22 protein-coding genes are annotated in these 20,786 nt (G+C 64.9%); 11 read left to right on the top strand and 11 right to left on the bottom strand.

The window, feature by feature from the left end; genetic code table 11:
* Positions 1-62 precede the first annotated feature (62 nt).
* A complete protein-coding gene (gene asd, locus LI337_RS03235) occupies positions 63-1,097 on the top strand; it encodes an aspartate-semialdehyde dehydrogenase (RefSeq protein WP_227228278.1) in 1,035 nt (344 codons plus the stop codon).
* Between the two features lie 412 nt (positions 1,098-1,509).
* Here asd and LI337_RS03230 read toward each other — a convergent pair whose 3' ends face one another.
* The gene (locus tag LI337_RS03230; protein WP_227228277.1) at positions 1,510-2,034 is read right to left on the bottom strand and encodes a PUA domain-containing protein; all 525 of its coding nucleotides are present in this window, start codon (positions 2,032-2,034) and stop codon (positions 1,510-1,512) included.
* Positions 2,035-2,159: 125 nt separating this feature from the next.
* Here LI337_RS03230 and LI337_RS03225 point away from each other — a divergent pair, with 125 nt between their 5' ends.
* Together LI337_RS03225 and LI337_RS03220 are read left to right on the top strand one after the other, a co-directional pair.
* Positions 2,160-2,339 (top strand): hypothetical protein, encoded by a 180-nt coding sequence (locus tag LI337_RS03225; RefSeq protein WP_227228276.1) that lies wholly within the window; start codon positions 2,160-2,162, stop codon positions 2,337-2,339.
* Between the two features lie 96 nt (positions 2,340-2,435).
* Complete coding sequence (locus LI337_RS03220) at positions 2,436-3,302, top strand: DUF7847 domain-containing protein (RefSeq protein WP_227228275.1); 867 nt, start codon at positions 2,436-2,438, stop codon at positions 3,300-3,302.
* 49 nt (positions 3,303-3,351) lie between these two features.
* On the opposite strand, the gene LI337_RS03215 is transcribed toward LI337_RS03220, so the two are convergent.
* A complete protein-coding gene (locus tag LI337_RS03215; protein WP_227228274.1) occupies positions 3,352-4,236 on the bottom strand; it encodes an SDR family oxidoreductase in 885 nt (294 codons plus the stop codon).
* Positions 4,237-4,398: 162 nt separating this feature from the next.
* Here LI337_RS03215 and LI337_RS03210 point away from each other — a divergent pair, with 162 nt between their 5' ends.
* Complete coding sequence (locus LI337_RS03210) at positions 4,399-5,871, top strand: sulfatase-like hydrolase/transferase (RefSeq protein WP_227228273.1); 1,473 nt, start codon at positions 4,399-4,401, stop codon at positions 5,869-5,871.
* A 685-nt stretch (positions 5,872-6,556) separates the two neighbouring features.
* Here LI337_RS03210 and LI337_RS03205 read toward each other — a convergent pair.
* From LI337_RS03205 to LI337_RS03195, 3 genes are all read right to left on the bottom strand, one after another.
* Positions 6,557-7,288 carry a DUF8116 family protein gene (locus LI337_RS03205; RefSeq protein ID WP_227228272.1) on the bottom strand — a complete coding sequence of 244 codons (732 nt, stop codon included), beginning with the start codon at positions 7,286-7,288 and terminating at the stop codon, positions 6,557-6,559.
* 82 nt (positions 7,289-7,370) lie between these two features.
* Positions 7,371-8,447 (bottom strand): methionine synthase, encoded by a 1,077-nt coding sequence (locus LI337_RS03200; protein WP_227228271.1) that lies wholly within the window; start codon positions 8,445-8,447, stop codon positions 7,371-7,373.
* Positions 8,444-9,445, bottom strand: coding sequence for a 5-methyltetrahydropteroyltriglutamate--homocysteine methyltransferase (locus LI337_RS03195; protein ID WP_227228270.1), 1,002 nt, complete (start codon positions 9,443-9,445; stop codon positions 8,444-8,446). Before LI337_RS03195 ends, LI337_RS03200 begins: the two co-directional genes overlap by 4 nt.
* A gap of 128 nt (positions 9,446-9,573) precedes the next feature.
* Here LI337_RS03195 and LI337_RS03190 point away from each other — a divergent pair, with 128 nt between their 5' ends.
* A complete protein-coding gene (locus LI337_RS03190) occupies positions 9,574-9,747 on the top strand; it encodes a hypothetical protein (protein ID WP_227228269.1) in 174 nt (57 codons plus the stop codon).
* Positions 9,748-9,779: 32 nt separating this feature from the next.
* Here LI337_RS03190 and LI337_RS03185 read toward each other — a convergent pair whose 3' ends face one another.
* The 3 genes from LI337_RS03185 to LI337_RS03175 all read right to left on the bottom strand — a co-directional run bounded on the left by LI337_RS03185 (position 9,780) and on the right by LI337_RS03175 (position 13,110).
* Positions 9,780-11,312 carry an aldehyde dehydrogenase family protein gene (locus LI337_RS03185; RefSeq protein ID WP_227228268.1) on the bottom strand — a complete coding sequence of 511 codons (1,533 nt, stop codon included), beginning with the start codon at positions 11,310-11,312 and terminating at the stop codon, positions 9,780-9,782.
* A gap of 163 nt (positions 11,313-11,475) precedes the next feature.
* Positions 11,476-12,117 (bottom strand): NADPH-dependent FMN reductase, encoded by a 642-nt coding sequence (locus LI337_RS03180; protein WP_227228267.1) that lies wholly within the window; start codon positions 12,115-12,117, stop codon positions 11,476-11,478.
* Between the two features lie 48 nt (positions 12,118-12,165).
* The gene (locus LI337_RS03175; RefSeq protein ID WP_227228266.1) at positions 12,166-13,110 is read right to left on the bottom strand and encodes an HhH-GPD family protein; all 945 of its coding nucleotides are present in this window, start codon (positions 13,108-13,110) and stop codon (positions 12,166-12,168) included.
* Between the two features lie 121 nt (positions 13,111-13,231).
* Here LI337_RS03175 and LI337_RS03170 point away from each other — a divergent pair, with 121 nt between their 5' ends.
* The gene (locus LI337_RS03170; protein WP_227228265.1) at positions 13,232-13,555 is read left to right on the top strand and encodes a ribbon-helix-helix protein; all 324 of its coding nucleotides are present in this window, start codon (positions 13,232-13,234) and stop codon (positions 13,553-13,555) included.
* A gap of 38 nt (positions 13,556-13,593) precedes the next feature.
* On the opposite strand, the gene LI337_RS03165 is transcribed toward LI337_RS03170, so the two are convergent.
* A complete protein-coding gene (locus LI337_RS03165) occupies positions 13,594-13,827 on the bottom strand; it encodes a hypothetical protein (RefSeq protein WP_227228264.1) in 234 nt (77 codons plus the stop codon).
* A 238-nt stretch (positions 13,828-14,065) separates the two neighbouring features.
* Between LI337_RS03165 and LI337_RS03160 the strand changes: the two genes are divergently transcribed.
* Both LI337_RS03160 and LI337_RS03155 read left to right on the top strand, forming a co-directional pair.
* Positions 14,066-15,610, top strand: a complete 1,545-nt coding sequence (locus LI337_RS03160; RefSeq protein WP_264474846.1) for an acyl-CoA carboxylase subunit beta — start codon at positions 14,066-14,068, stop codon at positions 15,608-15,610.
* Between the two features lies 1 nt (position 15,611).
* Positions 15,612-15,911 carry a DUF8022 family protein gene (locus LI337_RS03155; RefSeq protein ID WP_227228262.1) on the top strand — a complete coding sequence of 100 codons (300 nt, stop codon included), beginning with the start codon at positions 15,612-15,614 and terminating at the stop codon, positions 15,909-15,911.
* Positions 15,912-15,939: 28 nt separating this feature from the next.
* Here LI337_RS03155 and LI337_RS19835 read toward each other — a convergent pair whose 3' ends face one another.
* Complete coding sequence (locus LI337_RS19835) at positions 15,940-16,074, bottom strand: hypothetical protein (RefSeq protein WP_264474845.1); 135 nt, start codon at positions 16,072-16,074, stop codon at positions 15,940-15,942.
* Positions 16,075-16,091: 17 nt separating this feature from the next.
* The gene (locus LI337_RS03150; protein WP_227228261.1) at positions 16,092-16,619 is read right to left on the bottom strand and encodes a DUF7344 domain-containing protein; all 528 of its coding nucleotides are present in this window, start codon (positions 16,617-16,619) and stop codon (positions 16,092-16,094) included.
* Between the two features lie 567 nt (positions 16,620-17,186).
* Here LI337_RS03150 and LI337_RS03145 point away from each other — a divergent pair.
* The 3 genes from LI337_RS03145 to LI337_RS03135 all read left to right on the top strand — a co-directional run bounded on the left by LI337_RS03145 (position 17,187) and on the right by LI337_RS03135 (position 20,701).
* Positions 17,187-18,068 (top strand): SipW-dependent-type signal peptide-containing protein, encoded by an 882-nt coding sequence (locus tag LI337_RS03145; protein WP_227228260.1) that lies wholly within the window; start codon positions 17,187-17,189, stop codon positions 18,066-18,068.
* A gap of 100 nt (positions 18,069-18,168) precedes the next feature.
* Positions 18,169-19,830, top strand: coding sequence for a SipW-dependent-type signal peptide-containing protein (locus LI337_RS03140; protein ID WP_227228259.1), 1,662 nt, complete (start codon positions 18,169-18,171; stop codon positions 19,828-19,830).
* A gap of 88 nt (positions 19,831-19,918) precedes the next feature.
* Positions 19,919-20,701: a SipW-dependent-type signal peptide-containing protein gene (locus tag LI337_RS03135; protein WP_227228258.1), complete on the top strand. Its 783-nt coding sequence runs from the start codon at positions 19,919-19,921 to the stop codon at positions 20,699-20,701.
* Positions 20,702-20,786: the final 85 nt, after the last annotated feature.

The following is a 20,786-nucleotide window of genomic DNA, read 5'->3' as shown; positions in this document are numbered from 1 at the left end:
TCTGCGGGCAACCCTGCGCCAATCCAAACCGGCTTAAGCGCGTGCGACGGAGATGAGAGCCAATGTCAGTACGAGTCGGTATCCTCGGTGCGACGGGCGCGGTCGGGCAGCGATTCATCCAGTTGTTGGACGACCACGAGACGTTCGAGATCGCGGCCCTCACCGCCAGCGAGTCGAGTGCGGGCGAGACGTACCGCGACGCCGCGAAGTGGCGCGTCAACACGCCGATCCCGGACGCAGTCGCGGAGATGACCGTCGGTGCGACGACGCCCGAGGCGGTCCCGGACGACGTCGATCTGCTCTTCTCCTCGCTGCCCTCCTCGGTCGCCGCAGCGGTCGAACCCGACTTCCTGGAGGCGGGCTACGTCGTCTCCTCGAACTCCTCGAACGATCGGATGGCCCCGGACGTCCCGCTCACGATTCCGGAGATCAACGCCGACCACCTCGAACTGATCGAGGTCCAGCGCGAGAATCGCGGCTGGGACGGCGCGCTCATCAAGAACCCGAACTGCTCGACGATCACGATGGTCCCGACGCTCGCGGCGCTCGACCAGTTCGGACTGGAACGCGTCAGCGTCTCGACCCTGCAGGCGGTGTCGGGTGCGGGCTACTCGGGTGTCACCTCGATGGAGATCATCGACAACGCCATCCCGCACATCGGCGGCGAGGAGGAGAAGATGGAGTCCGAGTCCCGCAAACTGCTCGGCGACTTCGACGGGGCCGAGGTCACGCTCCACGGCGCGGACGTGACGGCCTCCTGCAACCGGATTCCGACGCTCGACGGCCACCTGGAGAACGTCTTCGCCGATCTGACCGAGGATCCGGACGCCGAGGACATCGCGGCGGCGATGCGCGACTACCCCGGCGTCGACCTGCCGAGCGCCCCCGAGCAACTGATCCACGTCTTCGAGGATCCGATGCGGCCCCAGCCGCGACTGGACCGGGAGCGCGGCGACGGGATGGCGATCTGTGCCGGCGGGATCCAGGCGACGGACGAGGGTGTGAAGTACAACTGCCTCGCGCACAACACGATCCGGGGGGCGGCCGGTGCGTCGGTGCTGAACGGGGAACTGCTGGTCGAAGACGGCTGGATATAGAGCGTCCTGTCGGGCTGTTGTCGGCGAGTCAGTCTCAGACGTAGATTCTGCCGAATGTGTTGTTGACGACGAGGGGTGAAAGCCCCCGGCCGCTCGACCTCCCGCGACTCGCTGTGCTCCTCAGTCAGGCGAGACGGCAAGCCGGCTCGCCTTCCTTCCGGTGCTTGCGTCGTCGGGGGAGGATCGACCGGCCGGCCCCGTTCAGTCCCACCCGGCGATTTTGCGGGGGCGCCCGCAACACCCGGTGGACCAGTCGCTTTCAGCGCGAGTGCCTACCTGCGACCGTCGGCTTGCCTGAGGCGGCCTCACGCCGCCGAAGTGCGCGAGATGAACTCGCGCCAGCCCACCCGACTGGCACCTGTGACGTGAGCAGAACTACTTTCCGGTCATCGTCTCGGTCGTCTCGGTCGTCTCAGTCGTCTCGCTCTCCTGCGCCGTCCCGGACTTTCACGGCCATCCCGGTGTCGAAGTCGAGCATCGCGTCGGCGGACAGTTCGGCACGACCGACGGCCAGCAGATCGCCATTGTGGTGGACGACAGCCACCTCGTCGCCCGGTCGGATCGCCGGATCGACCTCGTCGACGAACTTGGCGAAGGTATTCTTCCCGTCGCGGACGAACGGTTCGCTCTCGTCGCCGACGACCACCCGGTTCGCCGGGGCCTCGAGCGCCGAACAGAGTCGGGCACCACCGGCGAGTCCGAGGGTGAATCGCCCGTCGGTCGTGTAGGTCACGAGTCGTCCCTCGTCGGCTTTCACCTGTCGCGGTCGGCCACTCGTGGATCGCTCGATGTCGAACGCCTCGCCGGTGGGGAACAGCGCCGCTCCCGCGCCCCGCCCGAACTGGTAGTCCGCGACGGTCCGGAGTGGCCCGAGGTCGCTCTCCGCCCGATCCGCAGGGTCCTCGCGCTCATTCCGATCCGCTCGCTCCTCGCTCATACTCCGCGATTCCCCGCGCCCGTGGTTAGGGCTTCGGATCGTGATCGATCGTGTCGAGTGTCAATAGACAACACACGACACGAAAGAAAGAAAGCTATAAACGCCTCTCCTGCCGAGTCTCGGGTATGGCAGTCGATACGAAGAAAGTCGCTGGCGGGGCCGGACTGTTGCTCGTCAGCAGTGTGATCCTGCTCGGAACGGGCGTGAGCAACAGTATTCCGGCCGCGCTGGTCGTTCTCGCCGCAATCGGGATGTCCGCCGGGGCGCTCCTGCTGGGCACCTCCGAGGGCGGGCGGCCGGTCTGACGAGTCACCCGACTCCGAGACGCGAGGAACCGCGACACGGCGGACTGTCGACCACCGACAGACAGCTTTATCCGTCCGTTTTCTGTCAGTAGCGATATGGCAGTGCTCAGTTCCCTCCGAACTGCCCTCGGCAGTCTCGTGAGCAACCCCGTCCTGTTCGTCGCATCGTTCCTGATCGGACTCGTGACGCTCCCCCAGAGCGCACTGAGTCTGCTCGGCATCCCGTTGGCCCCGACGCTCCTCCAACTCGTCACGTACTTCATCACGCCGTTCCTCCTCGCCGGTCTGATCGGGATGGCGATCGAGGCGCAGGCCGACGGCACCGCCTTCGGCACGCTGACGCGTGAGGGCAAGGAGAACTACGTTCCCCTCCTGCTCGGAACTCTCCTCAGAACGGCGATCCAGTTCGCCTTCGGGATCGTCGTCTTCCTGTTCGGCATCGTCGCGTTCGTCGTCGGCATCGGCGGCGCGGGGGCCATCTCCGAGGGTGGACTCGATCCCGGGGCGCTCCTCGGGTCGCTGGGACTCGTCTTCGTTGCGTTCCTGCTGTTCGCGGTCCTCCCGTACCTCGTCGTGATGGTGCTGATCCAGTTCTTCCCGGTTGCCATCGTCGCCGAGGACCGCGACGTGATCGAGGCGTTCAAGCGGAGCTACGGCGTCGTCCGGTCGAACGTCCTCCCGACGGTCGGCTACTCTATCGTCTCCTTCGGGGTCGCGCTGATCGCGGCGGCACCCGTGACAGCGTTCACGTTGAGCCGTACCCTCTCCCAGATTCAGAGTGCCGGCGCAGGCGGCACGACCCCGACCGGTGGCGGCTTCGGTGGTGCAGGTGCCGGTAGCCTCTCGCTGTTCAGCCCCGTCGAAGTCGTGATCATCTCCGCGATGACGCTCGTCCTCACGACCGTCCTACTGGCCTTCCAGCAGAGCTACGCGGTCGCGTTCTTCCAGGCCGTCCGGGACTGAGTTCCCGACTGGCCCTCTCGCAGTCTCGCAGGGGCCTACGTCCAGAGAGCTACGGCCACCTGCGCTCCGCGATCCACGTCGCCCCGCGCCAGCCGAGGTCCTGTAACCGGCCGGGCAGGTGGCTGCCAAGCGCGAGGAGCCATCCCTGCGCGCCGACCGGGTAGCGTGTCCGGGGGTCCGGGGTCTCGGTCGCTCGGACGACCGTGCGGGCGACGTCCGCCGGACTCGCGCCCGCGTCGGCCAGTCGCGGGATCCACCAGTCGAGCATCCGATACAGTCGGTCGTAGCGCCCGGTTCCGTCTCGGTCGTCGGCGGTGGCAGTATCGTCTCCCTCTCCCGCCAGCAACTCGGCGAGGTCGCTCTCCACCCTGTCGACGAAGCCGGTTCGCGTGGTCGGCGGTTCGACGAGAACCACCCGGACACCGGAGTCGGCGACCTCCCAGCGCAGGGCGTCCGACAACCCCTCTACCCCGTGTTTCGAGGCGGAGTAGCCACCGAGTCCCGGCAAGGCGTACCGGCCGACGACGCTGCTGATCGTGACGACTCTGCCCGCGTTCCCGCCAGCAGTCTCACCCGCCCGGAGCAGTGGGAGCGCGGCGCGCGTGACGCGGTGGGTGCCGACGAGGTTCACGTCGAGAATCTCGCGCAGATCGTCGGGCGTCGTCGCCTCCAGCGCGCCGGTGTGGCCGACACCGGCGACGTTGACGAGACAGTCGAGTCGGCCGTGCTCGGACTCGATCTCCGCGAACACGCGCTCCGTGTCCGCCGCGTCGGTCACGTCGAGGCGACGCGTCTCGATCCCGCGCTCCGACAGGTCGGTCTCCTCGGGCGCGAGTCCGGTCGCGTAGACGGTCCAGTCGCGCCGGTGGAAGGCGACCGCAGTGAGGTAGCCGATTCCGGAGTCACAGCCCGTGACACAGACGACGCCGGTCATCGCTGGTGGTTCGCGGCGGCGGGTGGTAAAGGTCGCGTGTCGATGTCGATCTCGATGTCGGGGTCAGTGTCGGGGTCGCTGCCGGGCGAGCGACGACAGAGAGGCCCGTCCGGCGAGCGCGTCCCACGAGACTTATCCCGGTCGTAGCCGACAGTCGTGGCGATGAGAAACGTCGTCCTGATCTGTCTGGACACGGTCCGGAAGGACTTCTTCGACGAACACGCGCCCCGGATTCGGGCGCGTGCGGACCGCTCCTACGAGCAGTGTCGCGCGGCCTCCTCGTGGTCGATTCCGAGCCACGCGAGCATGATGACCGGCGCGTTGCCACACCAGCACGGCGTCCACGACCACAACCGCGACTTCTCCGGCATCACAGAGTCAGCTACCTTCCTCGCCGACCTGCCGGACCACCACACCACCGGCGTCTCCGCGAACGTCTACGCCTCCTCCGGCTTCGGCTTCGACCGGATGTTCGACGACTTCCGTGACGTGTCGCCGGACTCCCGGTTCCCGGAGGGGATCCACGTCGGGCGGTTCGGCTACGAGCACAAGGGTGAGGGACCGAAGAAGTTCCTCTCCTTCGCCAAGGCCTGTGCGACCCACGACCACCCGATCGAGAGCTTCCTGAACGGCGCGGCCGTGGAACTGGACAAGGCACTCGCCTCGCTCCCCGTCCCGAAACTGCTGGACGAGGGCGCGAGCATCATCGCCCGCGAGGGCGTCAAGACCGCCGAGTCGTGTCCACAGCCGTTCTTCATGTTCACGAACTTCATGGACGCCCACGCTCCACTGCGGCACGTCCGGGGGTACGACCGGTCGCTCCACGACGCGCCGAACACGTGGTCGACCGCCGACTACGACAAGTGGGAGTTGAACCGCGACAAAGCGGAGGGGTTAGAGCGCAACCGCGAGCACGTCGAGAACCATCGCGGTCTCTATCGCGCCGCCATCGACTACCTCGACCGGACGGTCGTCGAGTTCATCGACGACGTGCAGGCGGCCACGGACCACGAGACGACGTTCGTGATCACGGCCGACCACGGCGAGAACCTCGGCTTCCCGGCGGACGACTACCTCGTCGGCCACGACAGCAGTCTCTCGGAGGGCCTGCTCCACGTCCCACTGTACGTCGTGAACGCGCCGGAAGATGCCGTGTCCGACGAGGAGATGCCGGACGGCGGGACGACCGAGGGCGGTCCCGGCGGCGACACCACACTCGTCTCGGAGTACGTCTCCCACCTGCAACTCGGCGACCTGCTGGTCGGTCTGGCCCACGACGAGGTACCGGACGTGACCCGCGAGCGCATCCCCGCAGAGTTGATCGGGAGCAGTATCGCCCAACCCCCGGAGAATCCGGAGTTCTGGAACCGGATGCTCCGGTGTGTGTACGACGGAACCGAGAAGATCGAGTGGGACTCGCTGGGTGAGTCGTCTCGGGTGCGCCTCGATCCGGGTCGTCCCTGCTGGCAGGAGCGTGTGGAGTCGGATGTCGGTGGGGTGGTCGAGGAACTGGAATCCGAGTTCTTCGACGAGGAGATCACGGCCTACAAGCGTCGCGCCGAGGGTGCGGAGGGCGAGGGTGTGGACGTGGACGAGGCGACTGCGGATCGGTTGGCTGATCTCGGCTATATGTAAGAATATTAGAGTATCTTGTTTTATATTCGTGAATAGTCGCGGACGACGGTAGGTGAACGTTTCCGTGAGACACGACCGCAGTCGAATCGGTCGGTGACGACGCGAGGTGAAATCCCCCGCGCTCTCGACCACCGGGAGAGGCAAGCTCTCCCGAGCCTTCGTTCGCAGGCTCACGAAGACCTCCGGGACTCGCTGTGCTCCTCAGTCGGTCGAGCGAGCAATCTCGCTCTCCCTCCTTGCGGTGCTGACGGGCGAGCCTCGCCCGTCTGCTGGCGAGACCGGAGGTCTCGCCCTGCTTACGTCGTCCGGGAGGGAATCGAGAGCGCGGCCCCTTTCAGTCCCACCCGGTGGAATCTGTGAAGGCGCACGCAACACCCGGTGGACCAGTCGCTTTCAGCGTGAGCGCCTCCCTGCGACCGTCGGCGCGACACGAGGTCGCGCCAGCCCATCCGACTGGTGCGTGTGTCGTGAGTCGGACGTTCAGTTCAGTTGTCGCCGTGCAGTCTTTGCGATCGGCGCGCGAGGAACGCGCGAGGGAGGCAGACGCGGGCGGTGCGGAGAGCGTCTGCCGAGGCTGGGGAGGTTCGAGGTGCGGTGCTGTCGCAGTCCCGGTCTGCGGTCCTGCCGAATTCACGAGACGAGACGAACTCACACGACCGAGAACGAATCTCCCACCATCCGACGTTCAACCAGTCAATCGCTCCCGTTCCTCTCGCAGAATCCGCTCCCAGATCGAGAACAGCACACTGTCCAACTCGTACGCCTCGTCGATTCGACGCACCCACCGGTCGTCCGCGAACAGCAGTCGCTGGAACTCGCGCACCTCGGGTGACAACGCTGCCGGGTCCTCGGCACCCGAGGCGTACCACTCCACCGTCTCCCTGCGAGTCCGGGCGACCAGCGACTCGGGTACCTCGATCCCCGACTCGCGGGCGACGTGGACGAACCACTCCACGTGGAGCAGAGCGTCGGCGAACAGAAACCGATTCCTGAAGCCCGACACCGACGTGAACGCCGGACGACCGCCGACCAGCACGTCTTTCGGTCGACTGAACTGCGGGACCGAGACGTGGCCCAGGTCGCTCGCGTACCGGCCCGCCACTCGGCGCAGTCGCGCGTCGGCGTACCGCACCGGGGCGAGCAGGGCGAGTTCGTACCACAGCGGCGTCCACTCCAGATACGGCTCACAGAACGCGGCGTCGGCGTACAGGTCCGCCGCGATAGAACGGGCGAGTTCGGCGCGTACGTCGGTTCGCCCGGCGCGCATCGCCTCGGTCGCCTCGTCGGCCAGCGTCGGGAAGTCGCCGAGCGCGAGGTCCAGTCCCTCCGCGACTTCGAGCACGTAGTCCGCGCCGATCCGGTACCAGTCGGCGAACTGGTCAGGTCGGCGGAGCGTCGTCAGGGCGAGGACCGTCACTACGCGCTGGGACGTGTCGGAGCCGAATAAGTGATGTCGTCGAGTCGCAGGGAGTCGCCGAGAGTCGCGGAGGTGCCCGATCTCAGTCCGCCTTCGCGGGCGTCGGCGCGATGTCGATCTCGCCGTCGTCCAGTTCCTGCTCGACCTCTCGAACCGCTTTCACCATGTTCTCCATCTTGCCGTAGGCGATCTCACGCGGGAGCAGTTTCAGCCCGCAGTCCGGGCTGATCGTCAGTTTCTCCGGCGGCACGACCTTCAGCCCCTCCTTCACGTTCTCCTTGATCTCCGCGACCGACTCCACCTCGGCGGTGTGGGCGTCGACGACACCGAGTGCCAGATCCGGCTCGAACTCCGGTTCGGTGAACACGTCGATCTGTTCGTAGCCGCCGTTGCACAGTTCCACGTCGAACTCGTCGATGGGGTAGTCGTTCAGTTCGGGGTAGATGCGCGAGTAGTCGCCGTAACAGACGTGCAGGCCGATACGGACGTCTTCCGGGATGCCGGCGACGATGCGCTCCAGACACTCCCCGACGATGGCGTGGTCGTCCGGCGTCGTGGCCAGTGCCGGTTCGTCGATCTGGATGTACTGTGCGCCCGCCTCGACCAGTTTCTCGATCTCCTCGTTCACGAGGTCGGCCAGATCGTACGCGAGGTCGGCTTCGGTGTCGTAGACTTCGTTGAACGACCACGAAGCCAGCGTGTAGGGACCGGTGATCGGTACTTTCACGGGCTTCTCGGCGGCCTCGCTGGTGAACTCGAACTCGTCCACGAGCCACGGTTCGTCGTACTCGACCTCGTCCACGACCGAGGGCTTGTCGAAGTAGTTGTGGCCCCAGACCTTCACGCGGCCGTTGAAGTCGTAGCCGTCGATGCGGTGGGCGAAGAACTCCACCATCTCGTTTCTGCGCATCTCGCCGTCCACGACCGTATCCAGCCCGGCGCGTTCGTGCTCGTGGGTGATACACCGGGCGGCGTCGTCGTGGGCCTCCTGTAGGTCGTCGGCGTCGAACTTCGAGTCGTCGTCCTCGGCGAGTTCGTCGGCACGGTTCAGCCACTTCGGCTTCGGATAACTGCCGACGACGGTCGTCAGCAGGAAGTGGTCGGTCGGGTGGTCGTCCGGGCGGAACTGCTCTCTGGTGTCGGTGTCGGATCGTGTCATGCTTCCACCTCCGTCGGCGCGACGGCGTCGGCGAGCGCCGCGAGTTTGGCCTCAAACTTGTTCGTCGGCAGGTAGAACGTCTCGGTGTTCGGCGTCACGAACACGGTGTCGAACTCGGCGACGGCCAACTGGTCCTGGACCCAGTCGACGCGCTCACGGATCGTACTCGCGTCCTCGACGAGGGTGTTCTGGCCGTCGACGAGACCGAACGCGGCCGCGTCCTTCGCGCCGTACTCGTCTAAGTTGTACAGCGTCTGCTCGCGGTCGCCGGCCACGAAGTCGAAGCCGAAGCCGGCCACGTCGGCGTCCATCAGGTGCGCGTAGGTCTTCTCCGAGAGCGCGCCCCAGTAGGTGTGGACGACGACCTCGGCGTCGGTCGCGTCGGCCACGCGGTCGATTGCCTCGCTCGCGCGAGCGTGCAGGTCGTCGGAGGCTGGGGGGTTCACGACGAGTGATGGCTCCAACAGGAACAGCGTCTCGTGGCTCGGGAACTCGGCCACCTCGCCCGCGAGGAAGTCGGCGAGTGCCGACAGGAAGTCGGCGTCGTCGCCGTAGTAGTCGTCGTTCGAGAGGTCGAACAGCGAGTACGGCCCCGGCAGGACGGCCTGCAGGTCGTCGGTCTGCTCGGCCGCCGCGTCGAGTTCGCTCGCCACGTCGCCCGAGGGCGTCAGTTCGCCGACGACCGTCGGGTCGCGGTAGAAGTTGTTGTTGTTGTAGTATCGCACGATGCCGCCGGTCTCGACGTTCTCGTGGACCGTCAGCGGGTGCGCGAGCATGTCGTCCCAGCGCAGTTGCCCTTCGACCACGCGGTCGAGTCCGGCGTCCTGCTGGAGCGAGATCACTTCACTCCGCGCCCGGTCGTAGGCGTCGACGATCTCCGGCGACTCGTCGCCGCTGATCAGGTCGTGCTTCTGGTGTCCCTTCAGGTCGGAGAGGTCGTCTTTCGCCCAGTCCGGCAACGGGTACAACCCCGTCGTCGTCGCAACGAGTTCGGTCATCGACCGTGAGTTGGAAATGACGCCGCTTAATATTTGCGAACCGCGAAAATGCCCCGTAGTAATTTCTGGAACACCGGCGGCCACGGTGACGCCCCGAGTTATTTGCCCGCCGGTGACGACTGACAGGTGTGAGCGACAGACGAGGCGGCAGTCGGTCCGGAGGGAGCGACCGCGAGGAGCCACCGGCCCGGTGTCCGGAGTGTGGTGCACGCGACTCCTTCCGGAAGCGGTACGCCACCGGCGGCGGGTGGCGCGGCGAGTATCGCTGTGCCGAGTGTGGGCGACGGTGGACGCCTGACTGACTGTCGCCGCCTGTCAGGTGGTCGCTACGGAGTCACTCGTCGTCGGTCTTGATGTCGGCGGACAGCCCCTGTGCCATCTCGATGTCGTAGGAGTTGTTGAGCGTCCACGCGGTCCGTTCGGTCACGGCTTCGATCACTTCACGCGCGGAGGGGTAACCGTTGCCGGACTTTTTCACGCCGCCGAAGGGCAACTGGACCTCGGCACCGATGCAGGGGAGATTGGCGTACGCGAGGCCGACCTCGGCGTGGTCGCGGTAGTAGTTGATCTGGCGGTAGTCTTCAGAGATGATCGCACCCGCGAGACCGTAGTCAGTGTCGTTGTGAATCTCGACCGCTTCCTCGATGTCGCCACTGTACTTCAACAGCGCGACGTGCGGGCCGAACACTTCCTCGTGGGTACAGCGCAGGGGGGCATGTGCGTCTGCTTCGTAGACGAATGGCCCGACCCAGTTGCCCTCTTCGTGACCCTCGGGAATCTCCTCAGCGTCCAACTCGGTCCTGTCGACCAGCACGTTCACGTCTTCGTCTTTCGCCAACTCGTTGTAGCCGGTCACTTTCTCGACGTGTCCGGGTTCGATGAGCGGGCCCATGAACGTCGAGTCGTCCAGCGGGTCGCCCACGGCGACGTCCTCGGCCAGATCGACGTAGCGTGTTTTGAACTCGTCGTAGACGTCCTCGTGGACGATCAGGCGCTCCGAGGAGACGCACCGCTGGCCCGTGGTCTTGAACGAGGACATCACTGCGGCGTGAACCGCAGTGTCGAGATCCGCTTTTTCCGTCACGACGATACCGTTCTTCCCGCCCATCTCGCAGGCGGCGAGTTTGCCGGGGTCCTGCGCGACTTTCTGTGCGACCTCGTGGCCGACCTCGGCCGATCCCGTGAACAGGACAGTATCAGTTCTATCGTCTTCGACGATCTGTGCGCCGGCGTCGCCGAAGCCGTGGACCATGTTGAACACGCCGTCCGGGATGCCCGCGTCCTCGAACATCTCGGCGATGATCTGGCCGCACCACGGCGTCTGCTCTGCAGGTTTCCAGACGACCGTGTTGCCTTCCACGAGCGCGACGGCCATGTGCCAGAAGGGGATGGCGACGGGGAAGTTCCAGGGCGTGATACAGCCGACGACGCCGCGCGGTTTCCGCCGCATGTACGCGTCCTTGCTGGGGATTTCCGAGGGGACGATGTCACCGTGTGGATGCCGAGCGTTGCCGGCGGCCCACTCGACCATGTGCGCCGCTTCGACCACGTCGGCCTTGCCTTCCGAAATCTCTTTCCCGCACTCTTTCGTGACGATCTCACCTAACTCGTCGGTCCGGTCGCGCAGTTCGTGGTAGATGTCCCACAGGTACTCTGCGCGGTCGATGTACGACAGTCCGCGCCACTCGTCGTAAGCGTCGTCTGCCACTCCGAGGGCGTGCTCGATGTCCTCGGTGGTTCCCCGGTGGAACTCCCCGAGCGTCTCGCCCGTCGCCGGGTTCACGCTCTCGAACGTCTCCTCGCCGTGTCCAGTCGTCCACTCGCCGTCTACGTAGTGGCGGTAGACCTCGTCTGTGTGCTGGCTCATGCTGTGGTAAAAATTGCGCGGACCGCCTGAAAAAGGGTAGTGGTTCCGGCGGGAACGGCGGTGCCGAGAGCGGACTGTTCGGCGGGAGACACTACGTGCTGGGCGTGTCAGGGTCCGGTACTCCGGCAACGAACCACGGATCGGCGGACACAGCGAGTCGTGTTCAGTCGCGTGCGCCGACGTTCTGGCTGCCCTCGAAGGTGCTCGGGTCGGGTTCGATGGTCGCGTACTCCACCGCCCGGCGACCCAGCACACGAACCCGCTCTTCCAACCCCTCGTCGGTGAACTCGCCGTCGTCGAAGACACGGTAAGGTCGCGGGATCGCCGCCTGGTGCGGCAACACCCACGCGTTCAGCGCCCGGCCGACCGACCGGAGGTGTTCGAGCGCCGTGACCGGAAACGCCCCGCCCGAGACCGACAGGAGACCGACCGTGGTGTGCTCGAACTCGTCGAAGCCGCAGAAGTCGAGCGCGTTCTTCAGGACGCCGGAGTACGATCCGTGGTAGACCGGCGTGCCGAGCAGCACCGAGTCGGCCTCGCGGATCGCCGCCGTGAACGCGGCGCTGTCGCCCTGTTCGTCCTCGTCGGCGTCCAGCGGCGGGAGGTCGTAGTCTCGCAGATCGAGCATCCGCGTTCGGCCGCCGGCCGCCTCCGCACCGCGCAGGGCGTGGTCGAGTCCGAGGCGGGTGTAGCTCTCGTCGCGCAGACTTCCGGCGACCGCGACGACGAGTGGCCCACTCTCGTCTCTCTCGGGTTCGGTTCCGGCCTCTGTCGCCGACTTCGTCGTCTCGTCGTCAGTCGTCATGTCCGGCGAGACGTAGCGAGGTGTGAAAAGTATCCAGTCCGACTCTGCCTACCGCCGGAGCGAGACGAGGACACGCTCGTCTCCGTCGGCGTCGCGCTCGGAGCTGTCTCCGTCCGCACGAACCGCCAGCAGGCCGTCGTCCGCCAGGTCGTCGACCAAGCCACGAAGCCACTCCCGACCGTACTCGCCGTCGGGGGCGTAGTCCACGCGGATTCTGGGTCCCAAATCGTCCAGCGCCAGTTCGTCGTACTCGCCGAGCGTGCGGACGACTCGCCCCCGGAACTGCCGGCGAGAGCCCTCGAAACTCGGCTGGGTCGGCACGTCCGGCGCGGTGAAGTCGCCGACCTCGTAGGCGTGACACCACGCACGCCACGGACAGCCAGCCTCGTCACACCGGGGCGTCTTCCCGCAGGCGACGCCCCCCAGTTCCATGATCGCGTTGTTCCAGACGCGGGACTCGCCGGCGGGCAGCAGTTCGCTCGCGGTCGCCTCGAAGACGCCGTCGTCGTCCGGCACGTCGAAGGCGCGGTAGAGCACGCGCTTGACGTTCGTATCGACCACCGCATCGCCGTTGTCGAAGGCGAAGGAGGCGACCGCGTTGGCAGTGTACGGGCCGACGCCCATCAACTCCTGCAGGCCCTCGGGTGACGTCGGCCACTCGCCGTCGAACTCCTCGACGATCTGACGGGCCGACTCGTGGAGGTACTTCGCGCGGTTGTTGTAGCCCAGCGAGTGGTCGGTCCAGAACCCCACCACGTCGGCGCGGTCCGCCTCGGCGAGGGCCGCGACGGTCGGCCAGGTGTCGAGGAACGCGGCCCACGCCTCCTCGACTCTGCCGAGTTGGGTCTGCTGGCTCATGATCTCCGAGACGAGGATGGGATACGGATCGGTCGTCTCGCGCCACGGGAACTCGCGGTGGTCGGCCTCGTACCACTCGATCAGCGCCGTCCGGACGGCGGGCAGGTCGTCCGGGAGGTCGGCCACGTCGGTCATCGTCCGGACGTGGGCACCCGGCCGGTTAGCTTCCCCGGTTCGACGCGGGTGAAGCGACTCGCCGCCACCGTGGCCTCTCGGAACGAAAGCCGTTTCCGCCCGACGGTCACAGTGCGGGGTGATGAGCCTCGACGACCTGAACGACGACGTGACGGCGGCATACTCGGAGTTGGACGACGAACTCCCCGTCGCGCTTGACCGGGAGACGAAGAACGAACTGGCGATGTTGACCGCGGCGTTCGACACCGCGGAGACCGACGAGGTGGTCCGCCGGGCGATCCACCAGTTGTTCCAGACGACGGTCGATCGCGGGACCCTCGACTTCCACCTCCGGCAGGGCTACGACGTGACCTACGACGAGTACCTCTCGGGGATGACCTACGAGGAGATGACCGGTGCGGATCAGTACCCTCAGCGTGACGACGAGCGACGCTACCAACTCTGAGACGATGCGGGTGTGAACGTGGGCGACTCCGTCGCCGGTTACCTGTCTACAGATTCGGTGTAGGCCCCCAGTGCCGTCTCGCGCCGGATACGAATCGCGCCGCTCTCGCGGGCGAACTCGATCGTCAGCGAGGCGTCGCCTGGTCGGAGGGCCGTGGGACGCGGGCGGTCGGCGAGTGCACGGCGGGCGGCGTCGGCGTCCGCGCCGGTCTCGTCGTCTCCCGGTCGGTCTGCTCGGGCGGCACCGTCGTCGCTGCGGTCGTCCACCGACATCTCGTCTGTGACGAGGTGCCTGCGCCACGTAAATATATCGGATATAATATATATTCTGTTCTGATCACTCGATAGCGATACTGAGAGTACGGAGGTCGGCGCGCAGTCCGGCGATTCGTGGCGATTTGAAGGGGCGGAAGTTCCACAGTCGTCGAACGACGGGTTGCCGGATTGCGGAATCCTTTTGCCCGCCGTCACACAGTTGCCACCCAATGAACAGAGGTGGTCCGACGTGACGATGGACGACCGGATCGAGGAACTCCGCGAGAAACGCGAGGAGGCGTTGCTCGGCGGCGGGGAAGACCGCATCCAGTCACAACACGACAAGGGCAAGATGACCGCCCGCGAGCGTATCGACTACTTCCTCGACGAGGACACCTTCGAGGAGTTCGACCAGTTCCGGACCCACCGGACCCACAAGTTCGGCATGGAGGAGCGCCAGCAGTACGGCGACGGCGTCGTCACGGGCTACGGCGAGGTGAACGGCCGGACCGTCTTCGTCTTCGCGCACGACTTCACCGTCTTCGGCGGGTCGCTCGGCGAGGTGTTCGCCGAGAAGATCACGAAGGTGATGGACAAGGCCGTCGAGGTCGGCGCGCCGGTCGTCGGCCTCAACGACTCCGCCGGGGCACGCATCCAGGAGGGTGTCGCCTCGCTCGGCGGGTTCGGCGAGATATTCCGCCGGAACACCGAGGCGTCGGGCGTCGTCCCGCAGATCTCCTCGATCATGGGTCCCTGTGCCGGCGGCGCGGTCTACTCGCCCGCGCTGACGGACTTCACCTTCATGGTGAAAGACTCCAGCCACATGTTCATCACCGGCCCGGACGTGATCAAGACGGTCACCGGCGAGGAGGTCACCTTCGAGGAACTCGGCGGTGCGATGACCCACGCCAGCGAGTCGGGTGTCGCCCACTTCGCGGCCGACTCCGAGGAGGAGGCACTCGACGACATCGCCCGCCTGCTGTCGTACCTCCCGCAGAACAACGTCGAGGACCCACCCCGAGTCGAGCCGTGGGACGACCCCGAACGCACCGACGAATCGCTGAACTCGGTCGTGCCGGACCAGCCCCGGAAACCGTACGACATGCACGACGTGATCGGCGGCGTCCTCGACGAGGGCTCCTTCTTCGAGGTCCACGAGAACTTCGCGAAGAACATCCTCTGTGGCTTCGCCCGCCTCGACGGCCACGCGGTCGGCGTCGTCGCCAACCAGCCACGGGTGAACGCCGGCACGCTGGACATCGAAGCCTCCGAGAAGTCGGCGCGCTTCGTCCGGACCTGTGACGCGTTCAACGTCCCCATCGTGACGTTCGTCGACGTGCCGGGCTTCCTCCCCGGGACGGACCAGGAACACGAGGGGATCATCCGCCACGGCGCGAAACTGCTGTACGCCTACAGCGAGGCGACGGTGCCCCTCCTGACGGTCATCACCCGGAAGGCCTACGGCGGGGCCTACGACGTGATGGCGTCGAAACACCTCGGCGCAGACGTGAACTACGCCTGGCCGACGGCGGAGATCGCCGTCATGGGGCCGCAGGGCGCGGTCAACATCCTCTACAGCGACGAACTCGACGCGGCCGACGACCCCGACGCCCGCCGGGACGAACTCATCGAGGAGTACCGCGAGGAGTTCGCCAACCCCTACACGGCGGCGGACTACGGCTTCCTCGACGACGTGATCGAACCGACCGAGACGCGGTCGCGGCTGATCGACGACCTCTCGATGCTCAAGAGCAAGCGCACCTCCCTGCCGGACAAGAAACACGGCAACATCCCGATCTGAGATGAGCGAGGAGACGCCCGAGCGCGACCCGGTGCAGGCCGCACTCGCCGACGCGCTGTCGATCCCCGACGACGCCGACAGCGACGAGGCGGCCGCCATCGCGGCGGTCGTCGGCGCACACCTGCGGGATCAGGCGGCCCTCGCGGCGGCGAGCGAAGGCGAGGCGGTCGAGACGTGGACCGAGAAGAAGTGGACGTTCGCGGGCCGGATCGACGGGCTACAGGGCCGCCGGTCGGTTCGCGTGCCGGACGGTGCGCCGACCGACGCGTGGACCGCCTCGGGGCGGACGGATCGGTTCTGAGAGCCGCGTGGTCGGGGGCCTGCGCCGCTCAGGGGACGAGTAGCTTCGGCAGGAGGTCGGAGGTCGCGGCAGCGACGAACAGTAGCAACGAGTAGAGGAGGAGAACGAGTGCATTCCGTTTCGGGGTGCCCGGTCGGAAGCCGGGAAGTGTGTCGATTCGCATCCTCGATACTCGTGTCGTTACAGGAACTGTCTGAGGTAGAGAGACCGCCGGGTCCAGAGCTGATAGGCCGTCGAGACGGCGATGAGCGCGAGGAACAGCGACACCCACAGCACCGTGTCCACGAGCGCGAACGGAGCGACGTCCATCGTGGCGAGCAGCAACACCAGCAGCGAGACGGTCCCCAGCAGGCGGTAGTACTCGACCCAGGTGATCCCGTATCGGGTGAACACCTCCATGTAGACCTCCACCTCGCGGGCCGACTCGGTGAGTCGAATCTCGTTCGTCTCCCGGTCGTACTCGATGACCCCCTCCCCTTCGAGACGCGGGATGTGGCTCTGGTGGAGCGAGTTGTACACGCTCTGGCGGAGGTCCTCCGGTGGCGGTGACTCCCCGGCCTCCCGTTCGGCGACGGCGTCGGCCAGATCCGAGATGGCGACGGTGTCCGGCGTCTCGCGGAGGTGGTCGAGTGCGTGGCGCCGGCGTCGGTTCCCGAGGATGGCGTGGATGTCCGTGTCGACCAGGTCGCGCTCTTTACGTAGCTCCATTGTCGTCCAGTCGGCCGACGTCGTGTCGGCACGGCAACCAGTAGCGACCATCCACTAATAACTAATTAGCTGATTCACCCGGTTAACGGCCGATACTGTCCGGACTCTGTCGTCTCGCTGGACGAACTGTTTCTTCGATCGAACGATCTGGTGAATCGTGTCTGTGAGACGGTGAGGCGTGTGTTAACGACGCACTTCAGTCGCGGTCCGGATTCCCACACACCGTCTGCATCGGGCAATCCACCGGTTTGTCGGCGACAAACGACTCGAATGGTCAGAACAAAAGAACGATTGGGGGCCGAAAATTCTGTCGTTTGCGGCCGCAACACGCCGATTGTTCGAGTTCTATCTGCCAACTAACTATGGGGTGACAGGTACAGGGTGTGCGTGTCGTCGGCACGCCGCAGGTATCCCCACCCCCGGACTGCCGACGACGCCGGATCACCCACGTCGGTCCAACCCCCTCGCGGTCCGCGAGGGGGCGGACGTCCACCCGCTGGGGGGAGTGGACGTCCGACGGCGGTTCGACTCCGCCGGTGGGACTCCCCGGAAGGGGGCGATCGAACCATGCCACAGGAGTTCAACATCTCGCGGCGCAAGGCGCTCGCGGCACTCGGCACAATCGGTGTCGCGTCCGCAGGCGCAGGCGTCGGTACGACCGCGTACTTCAACGACACGGAAAGCTTCGAAAACAACAGCGTGCAGGCAGGGACGCTGAATCTTCAAGCGTCTGTTGACGTCATTGACTACGATTTCGGTGGCGTGAACAACACCAATGTCGTTGCGTCCGGCAATAATGTGCCGTTCGACACCGACGAAGATACTAACCCGTTCGGCAACGTCAGTAACTACCCGGAGACGACTAGCAAGGGTGCGGTCGTCGTGGACGGCGATGCGGCAGTCGGATTCCAGCTTGGTGACGTGAAGCCGGGTGACTCCTTCGTCCTCAAGGTCTGTGCCAATGTCCTCGGGAATCCGGCGTACGTACGGACCACAGCATCGAACGTGGCAGACCCCGAGAACGACATCACGGAACCCGAAGGCGATGACGACAGTTCGGGCAACGATTACGGTACGAAGGATGACGGAATAGATCTGGAACAGTCTTCGCCCGGTGACAACGACGGCATCTCTGGGGACGGTGAACTCGACAATGCCATTGAGGTGACCGTCGGAGGTGGGTACGACAGTCAAGCCGGGGAAATCGATCCCTCAATCTCAAGACTCTCGGGGTCGCTGAACAAAGTTCTCAATGACCTCACCGACGGTGGAATCGACTTCAGGGGCGGCAGTTCGTTCACCGGGGTCGCCTGCTACTACGCCAAATTCGAGATTCCGGATGGAGTTGGGAACATCATACAGGGAGACTCTGTGAGCTTTGACCTTGAGTTCGAGGCAGCACAGGCTCGGAACAACAGTAGCAACCCGTTTGACGCGGTCGATAGCTGAACATACCCCCAATCATCTGGATTTCACCCACGCTGGTGCCCGCGAACGTGGTGGCGGTTCGACTCCGCCGGTGGGTTTCCCCGAACGAGGGGGAGAACCAATGACAGACAACGGACTCGACATCACGAGACGGAAAATACTCGGTGCCGTCGGCACCGTCGGAGTCGCCTCAGTGGGGGCGGGTCTCGGGACGACGGCGTTCTTCAACGATACGGAGAGCTTCGGGAACAACATCGTCCAAGCCGGTGAACTCGACTTGGTGATCGACTTTGAAGAACACTATTCGGGAGCCGCACCGGCGGATGATCTCGAATACGTCCGATACGTGGACCCCGACGACGCTAATCTCGAGACTGACGAGGTCGGTATCCCATCGCAGGACAATCCTCTGGTCGCAGTCAACGCCGCCTACTCCGAACTTCCGGATCCGGTGAAGGCGTACATGGATGCGTCGGCCATCGATTCATTCCCTGATACAGACGGTAGAGAAATCACCGTCGATGGCACCGATTACAGCAATATTAGCTCCTCGGATGCGGACGATGGAATTCAGGACGACATTCCCGTCAATGGAGCTCAAGGCGACGACAGTGCGGAGTGTGCGTATCTCCAGCCACTTGTCCCCGACAATGGAGACATCCTTTCATCATCTAGTCGGACACAGGGACAAGTCGGCAGTGGACCAAATCCTCAGACGACTGACGAGGGTGACCCGCTGGTAGACATCTCTGACGCAAAACCTGGTGATTTCGGTGAGGTGACGTTTAGTCTTCACAACTGCGGTAACCCTGCTTACATTTCCATCTCGGGCGAATTACTGGAGAACGCTGAGAACGATCTCACCGAACCCGAAGAGGAAGTTGATGGGACCGGAAACGCGTCAGACGACATGAACGGCGAGTTGCTCGACGAGGCATCTGCAGTTATCTGGTACGATGCGGGAGAAGACAATGAGTTCGAGGATGCGGGAGCGGAACCCAGCAGTGATCCGACCGAGGGGGACAACATTCTACAGGAGAATGAGACCATAATCGCGAACGCCAACGAGGTGCTTCGCGGGAACCTTGGGATGGTTCTCGACACGCTAGAGGGTGGAATACCACTCAACGGAGACCTCTCCACCGACTTCTTCGAGGTCGTTCCCGAATCGAGCAATAAGGAGATTGATGATATTAGTGATTTCAGTAACGTCCTGGAACCGACTGATATCGATTACAAAGGACAACCGGACTGCGAAGACATCAATCCGGAATACTCCGAAGTAGCAAAGATAGAGGGTTCAGAGCTCGAGAGTTTAGAAGCCGGCGATACTATCGGTCCGGACGCCAGCACTGGTGGCATCACTATCACGGTTGATTCTGTCACACGCGACAGCCAGACTGGTGAAGTGCTCGAATTAGAGATCAGCACCAACAAACCGATCACCGCAGTGACGCCCAAGGGTGGATCCTCCCAAGGCGGAGGCAACAGTGGTCCTGGATTCAAAGTCTACGAGGAACCCGACGGAGCCACCCTTACCAATGTCACGTTCGCGGCACCAAAAAATAAGGCTCTGAGCTACCTCCTCATCTGCTACGAGCCCCAGCCTGCGAATCCAGCCGCCGACGAGCGTGAACCGTTTGTGAACTCTACGACTGCTTACATCGGATTCGCCTGGTACATCGATCCCGACGTCGGCAACGAGATTCAGACGGACTCGATGAAGTTCAACCTCGGTTTCGAGGCCGAACAGGCCCGCAACAACGACAACCCGACCGTCTGAGACACCGCCGCAGTTCCCTCTCCCCCGTTCACCCACGCCGGCGTCACGACGGTTCGACTCCGTCGGTGGGTCTCGCGTCACACACAGGATGACAGACCGACGAATCAGACTCACCCGTCGGCGAGTGCTCACGGTACTCGGCACGGTCGGCGTCTCGGCGGCCGGGGCCGGACTGGGGACCGTCGCGTACCTCACCGACAGCGAGGAGTTTACTGACAACGCCGTCCAGGCCGGCGATCTGAATCTGGCGGTGACCTTCGACGGGGCGGTATCCCAGGACGGTGCCGATACCGACTCCTCCGTGAAGACCAACGTGACCGTAGACGGAGCGAGTGTCTCCGGTGCCTACGTCGTCGAGGACCTCAAACCGGGCGACAGCGGTCACTTCGAGTTCGTCCCGTCCGTCGAGGGGAACCCGGCGTACGTCTTCGCCGGCGGGACGCTTGTGGCGAACGACGAGAACTCTGTGACCGAACCGGAAGCCGATGCCGACGGGGAGGACGACGACTACGCGCCAGACGACGACATCGACGGCGGCGGCGAACTCGCTCAGCACGTCGAGATCACGGCCGTCCAGGGCTTCGTCGATTCGGTCGAGACGCCGCTCTCGCTGTACGACCTGCTGACGACGGCGATGCCGACCGCCGACGGCGGACGACTCGTGACTGACTGCGATCCTGACGGTGACGACGAGTACACCGAGGACGACGAACAGGCCATCAGAGTCGAGTGGCGGTTGCCGAACGACGTCGGCAACGAAGTCCAGACGGACTCCGTCGACTTCAGCTTCGAGGTCGGGGCACTCCAGTCGCGTCACACCGACGGCGAGCGCGTCGAGAGTCCGATCGGCGCGGAGTCTGGTGGACGGTGACCGCCGTCCAGGTGAGTTCTGCAACGAACACCGAGAAACCTACCGACACGTGATTCGAGAACGGCGTGATCACGTTTCGACCCGC

The organism is Salinirubrum litoreum, assembly GCF_020567425.1.
GTDB classification, from domain to species: domain Archaea; phylum Halobacteriota; class Halobacteria; order Halobacteriales; family Haloferacaceae; genus Salinirubrum; species Salinirubrum litoreum.
Note: the sequence above shows the minus strand (reverse complement) of the source record. Positions and strands in the feature narration are given on the sequence as shown.

What these genes read in the sequence shown, in the direction of transcription:
- asd (WP_227228278.1), top strand. Translation starts at nt 63, where the DNA reads ATGTCAGTACGAGTCGGTATCCTCGGTGCGACGGGCGCGGTCGGGCAG.
- LI337_RS03230 (WP_227228277.1), bottom strand. Translation starts at nt 2,034, where the DNA reads ATGAGCGAGGAGCGAGCGGATCGGAATGAGCGCGAGGACCCTGCGGAT.
- LI337_RS03225 (WP_227228276.1), top strand. Translation starts at nt 2,160, where the DNA reads ATGGCAGTCGATACGAAGAAAGTCGCTGGCGGGGCCGGACTGTTGCTC.
- LI337_RS03220 (WP_227228275.1), top strand. Translation starts at nt 2,436, where the DNA reads ATGGCAGTGCTCAGTTCCCTCCGAACTGCCCTCGGCAGTCTCGTGAGC.
- LI337_RS03215 (WP_227228274.1), bottom strand. Translation starts at nt 4,236, where the DNA reads ATGACCGGCGTCGTCTGTGTCACGGGCTGTGACTCCGGAATCGGCTAC.
- LI337_RS03210 (WP_227228273.1), top strand. Translation starts at nt 4,399, where the DNA reads ATGAGAAACGTCGTCCTGATCTGTCTGGACACGGTCCGGAAGGACTTC.
- LI337_RS03200 (WP_227228271.1), bottom strand. Translation starts at nt 8,447, where the DNA reads ATGACACGATCCGACACCGACACCAGAGAGCAGTTCCGCCCGGACGAC.
- LI337_RS03195 (WP_227228270.1), bottom strand. Translation starts at nt 9,445, where the DNA reads ATGACCGAACTCGTTGCGACGACGACGGGGTTGTACCCGTTGCCGGAC.
- LI337_RS03185 (WP_227228268.1), bottom strand. Translation starts at nt 11,312, where the DNA reads ATGAGCCAGCACACAGACGAGGTCTACCGCCACTACGTAGACGGCGAG.
- LI337_RS03180 (WP_227228267.1), bottom strand. Translation starts at nt 12,117, where the DNA reads ATGACGACTGACGACGAGACGACGAAGTCGGCGACAGAGGCCGGAACC.
- LI337_RS03175 (WP_227228266.1), bottom strand. Translation starts at nt 13,110, where the DNA reads ATGACCGACGTGGCCGACCTCCCGGACGACCTGCCCGCCGTCCGGACG.
- LI337_RS03170 (WP_227228265.1), top strand. Translation starts at nt 13,232, where the DNA reads ATGAGCCTCGACGACCTGAACGACGACGTGACGGCGGCATACTCGGAG.
- LI337_RS03165 (WP_227228264.1), bottom strand. Translation starts at nt 13,827, where the DNA reads ATGTCGGTGGACGACCGCAGCGACGACGGTGCCGCCCGAGCAGACCGA.
- LI337_RS03160 (WP_264474846.1), top strand. Translation starts at nt 14,066, where the DNA reads ATGGACGACCGGATCGAGGAACTCCGCGAGAAACGCGAGGAGGCGTTG.
- LI337_RS03155 (WP_227228262.1), top strand. Translation starts at nt 15,612, where the DNA reads ATGAGCGAGGAGACGCCCGAGCGCGACCCGGTGCAGGCCGCACTCGCC.
- LI337_RS19835 (WP_264474845.1), bottom strand. Translation starts at nt 16,074, where the DNA reads ATGCGAATCGACACACTTCCCGGCTTCCGACCGGGCACCCCGAAACGG.
- LI337_RS03150 (WP_227228261.1), bottom strand. Translation starts at nt 16,619, where the DNA reads ATGGAGCTACGTAAAGAGCGCGACCTGGTCGACACGGACATCCACGCC.
- LI337_RS03145 (WP_227228260.1), top strand. Translation starts at nt 17,187, where the DNA reads ATGCCACAGGAGTTCAACATCTCGCGGCGCAAGGCGCTCGCGGCACTC.
- LI337_RS03140 (WP_227228259.1), top strand. Translation starts at nt 18,169, where the DNA reads ATGACAGACAACGGACTCGACATCACGAGACGGAAAATACTCGGTGCC.
- LI337_RS03135 (WP_227228258.1), top strand. Translation starts at nt 19,919, where the DNA reads ATGACAGACCGACGAATCAGACTCACCCGTCGGCGAGTGCTCACGGTA.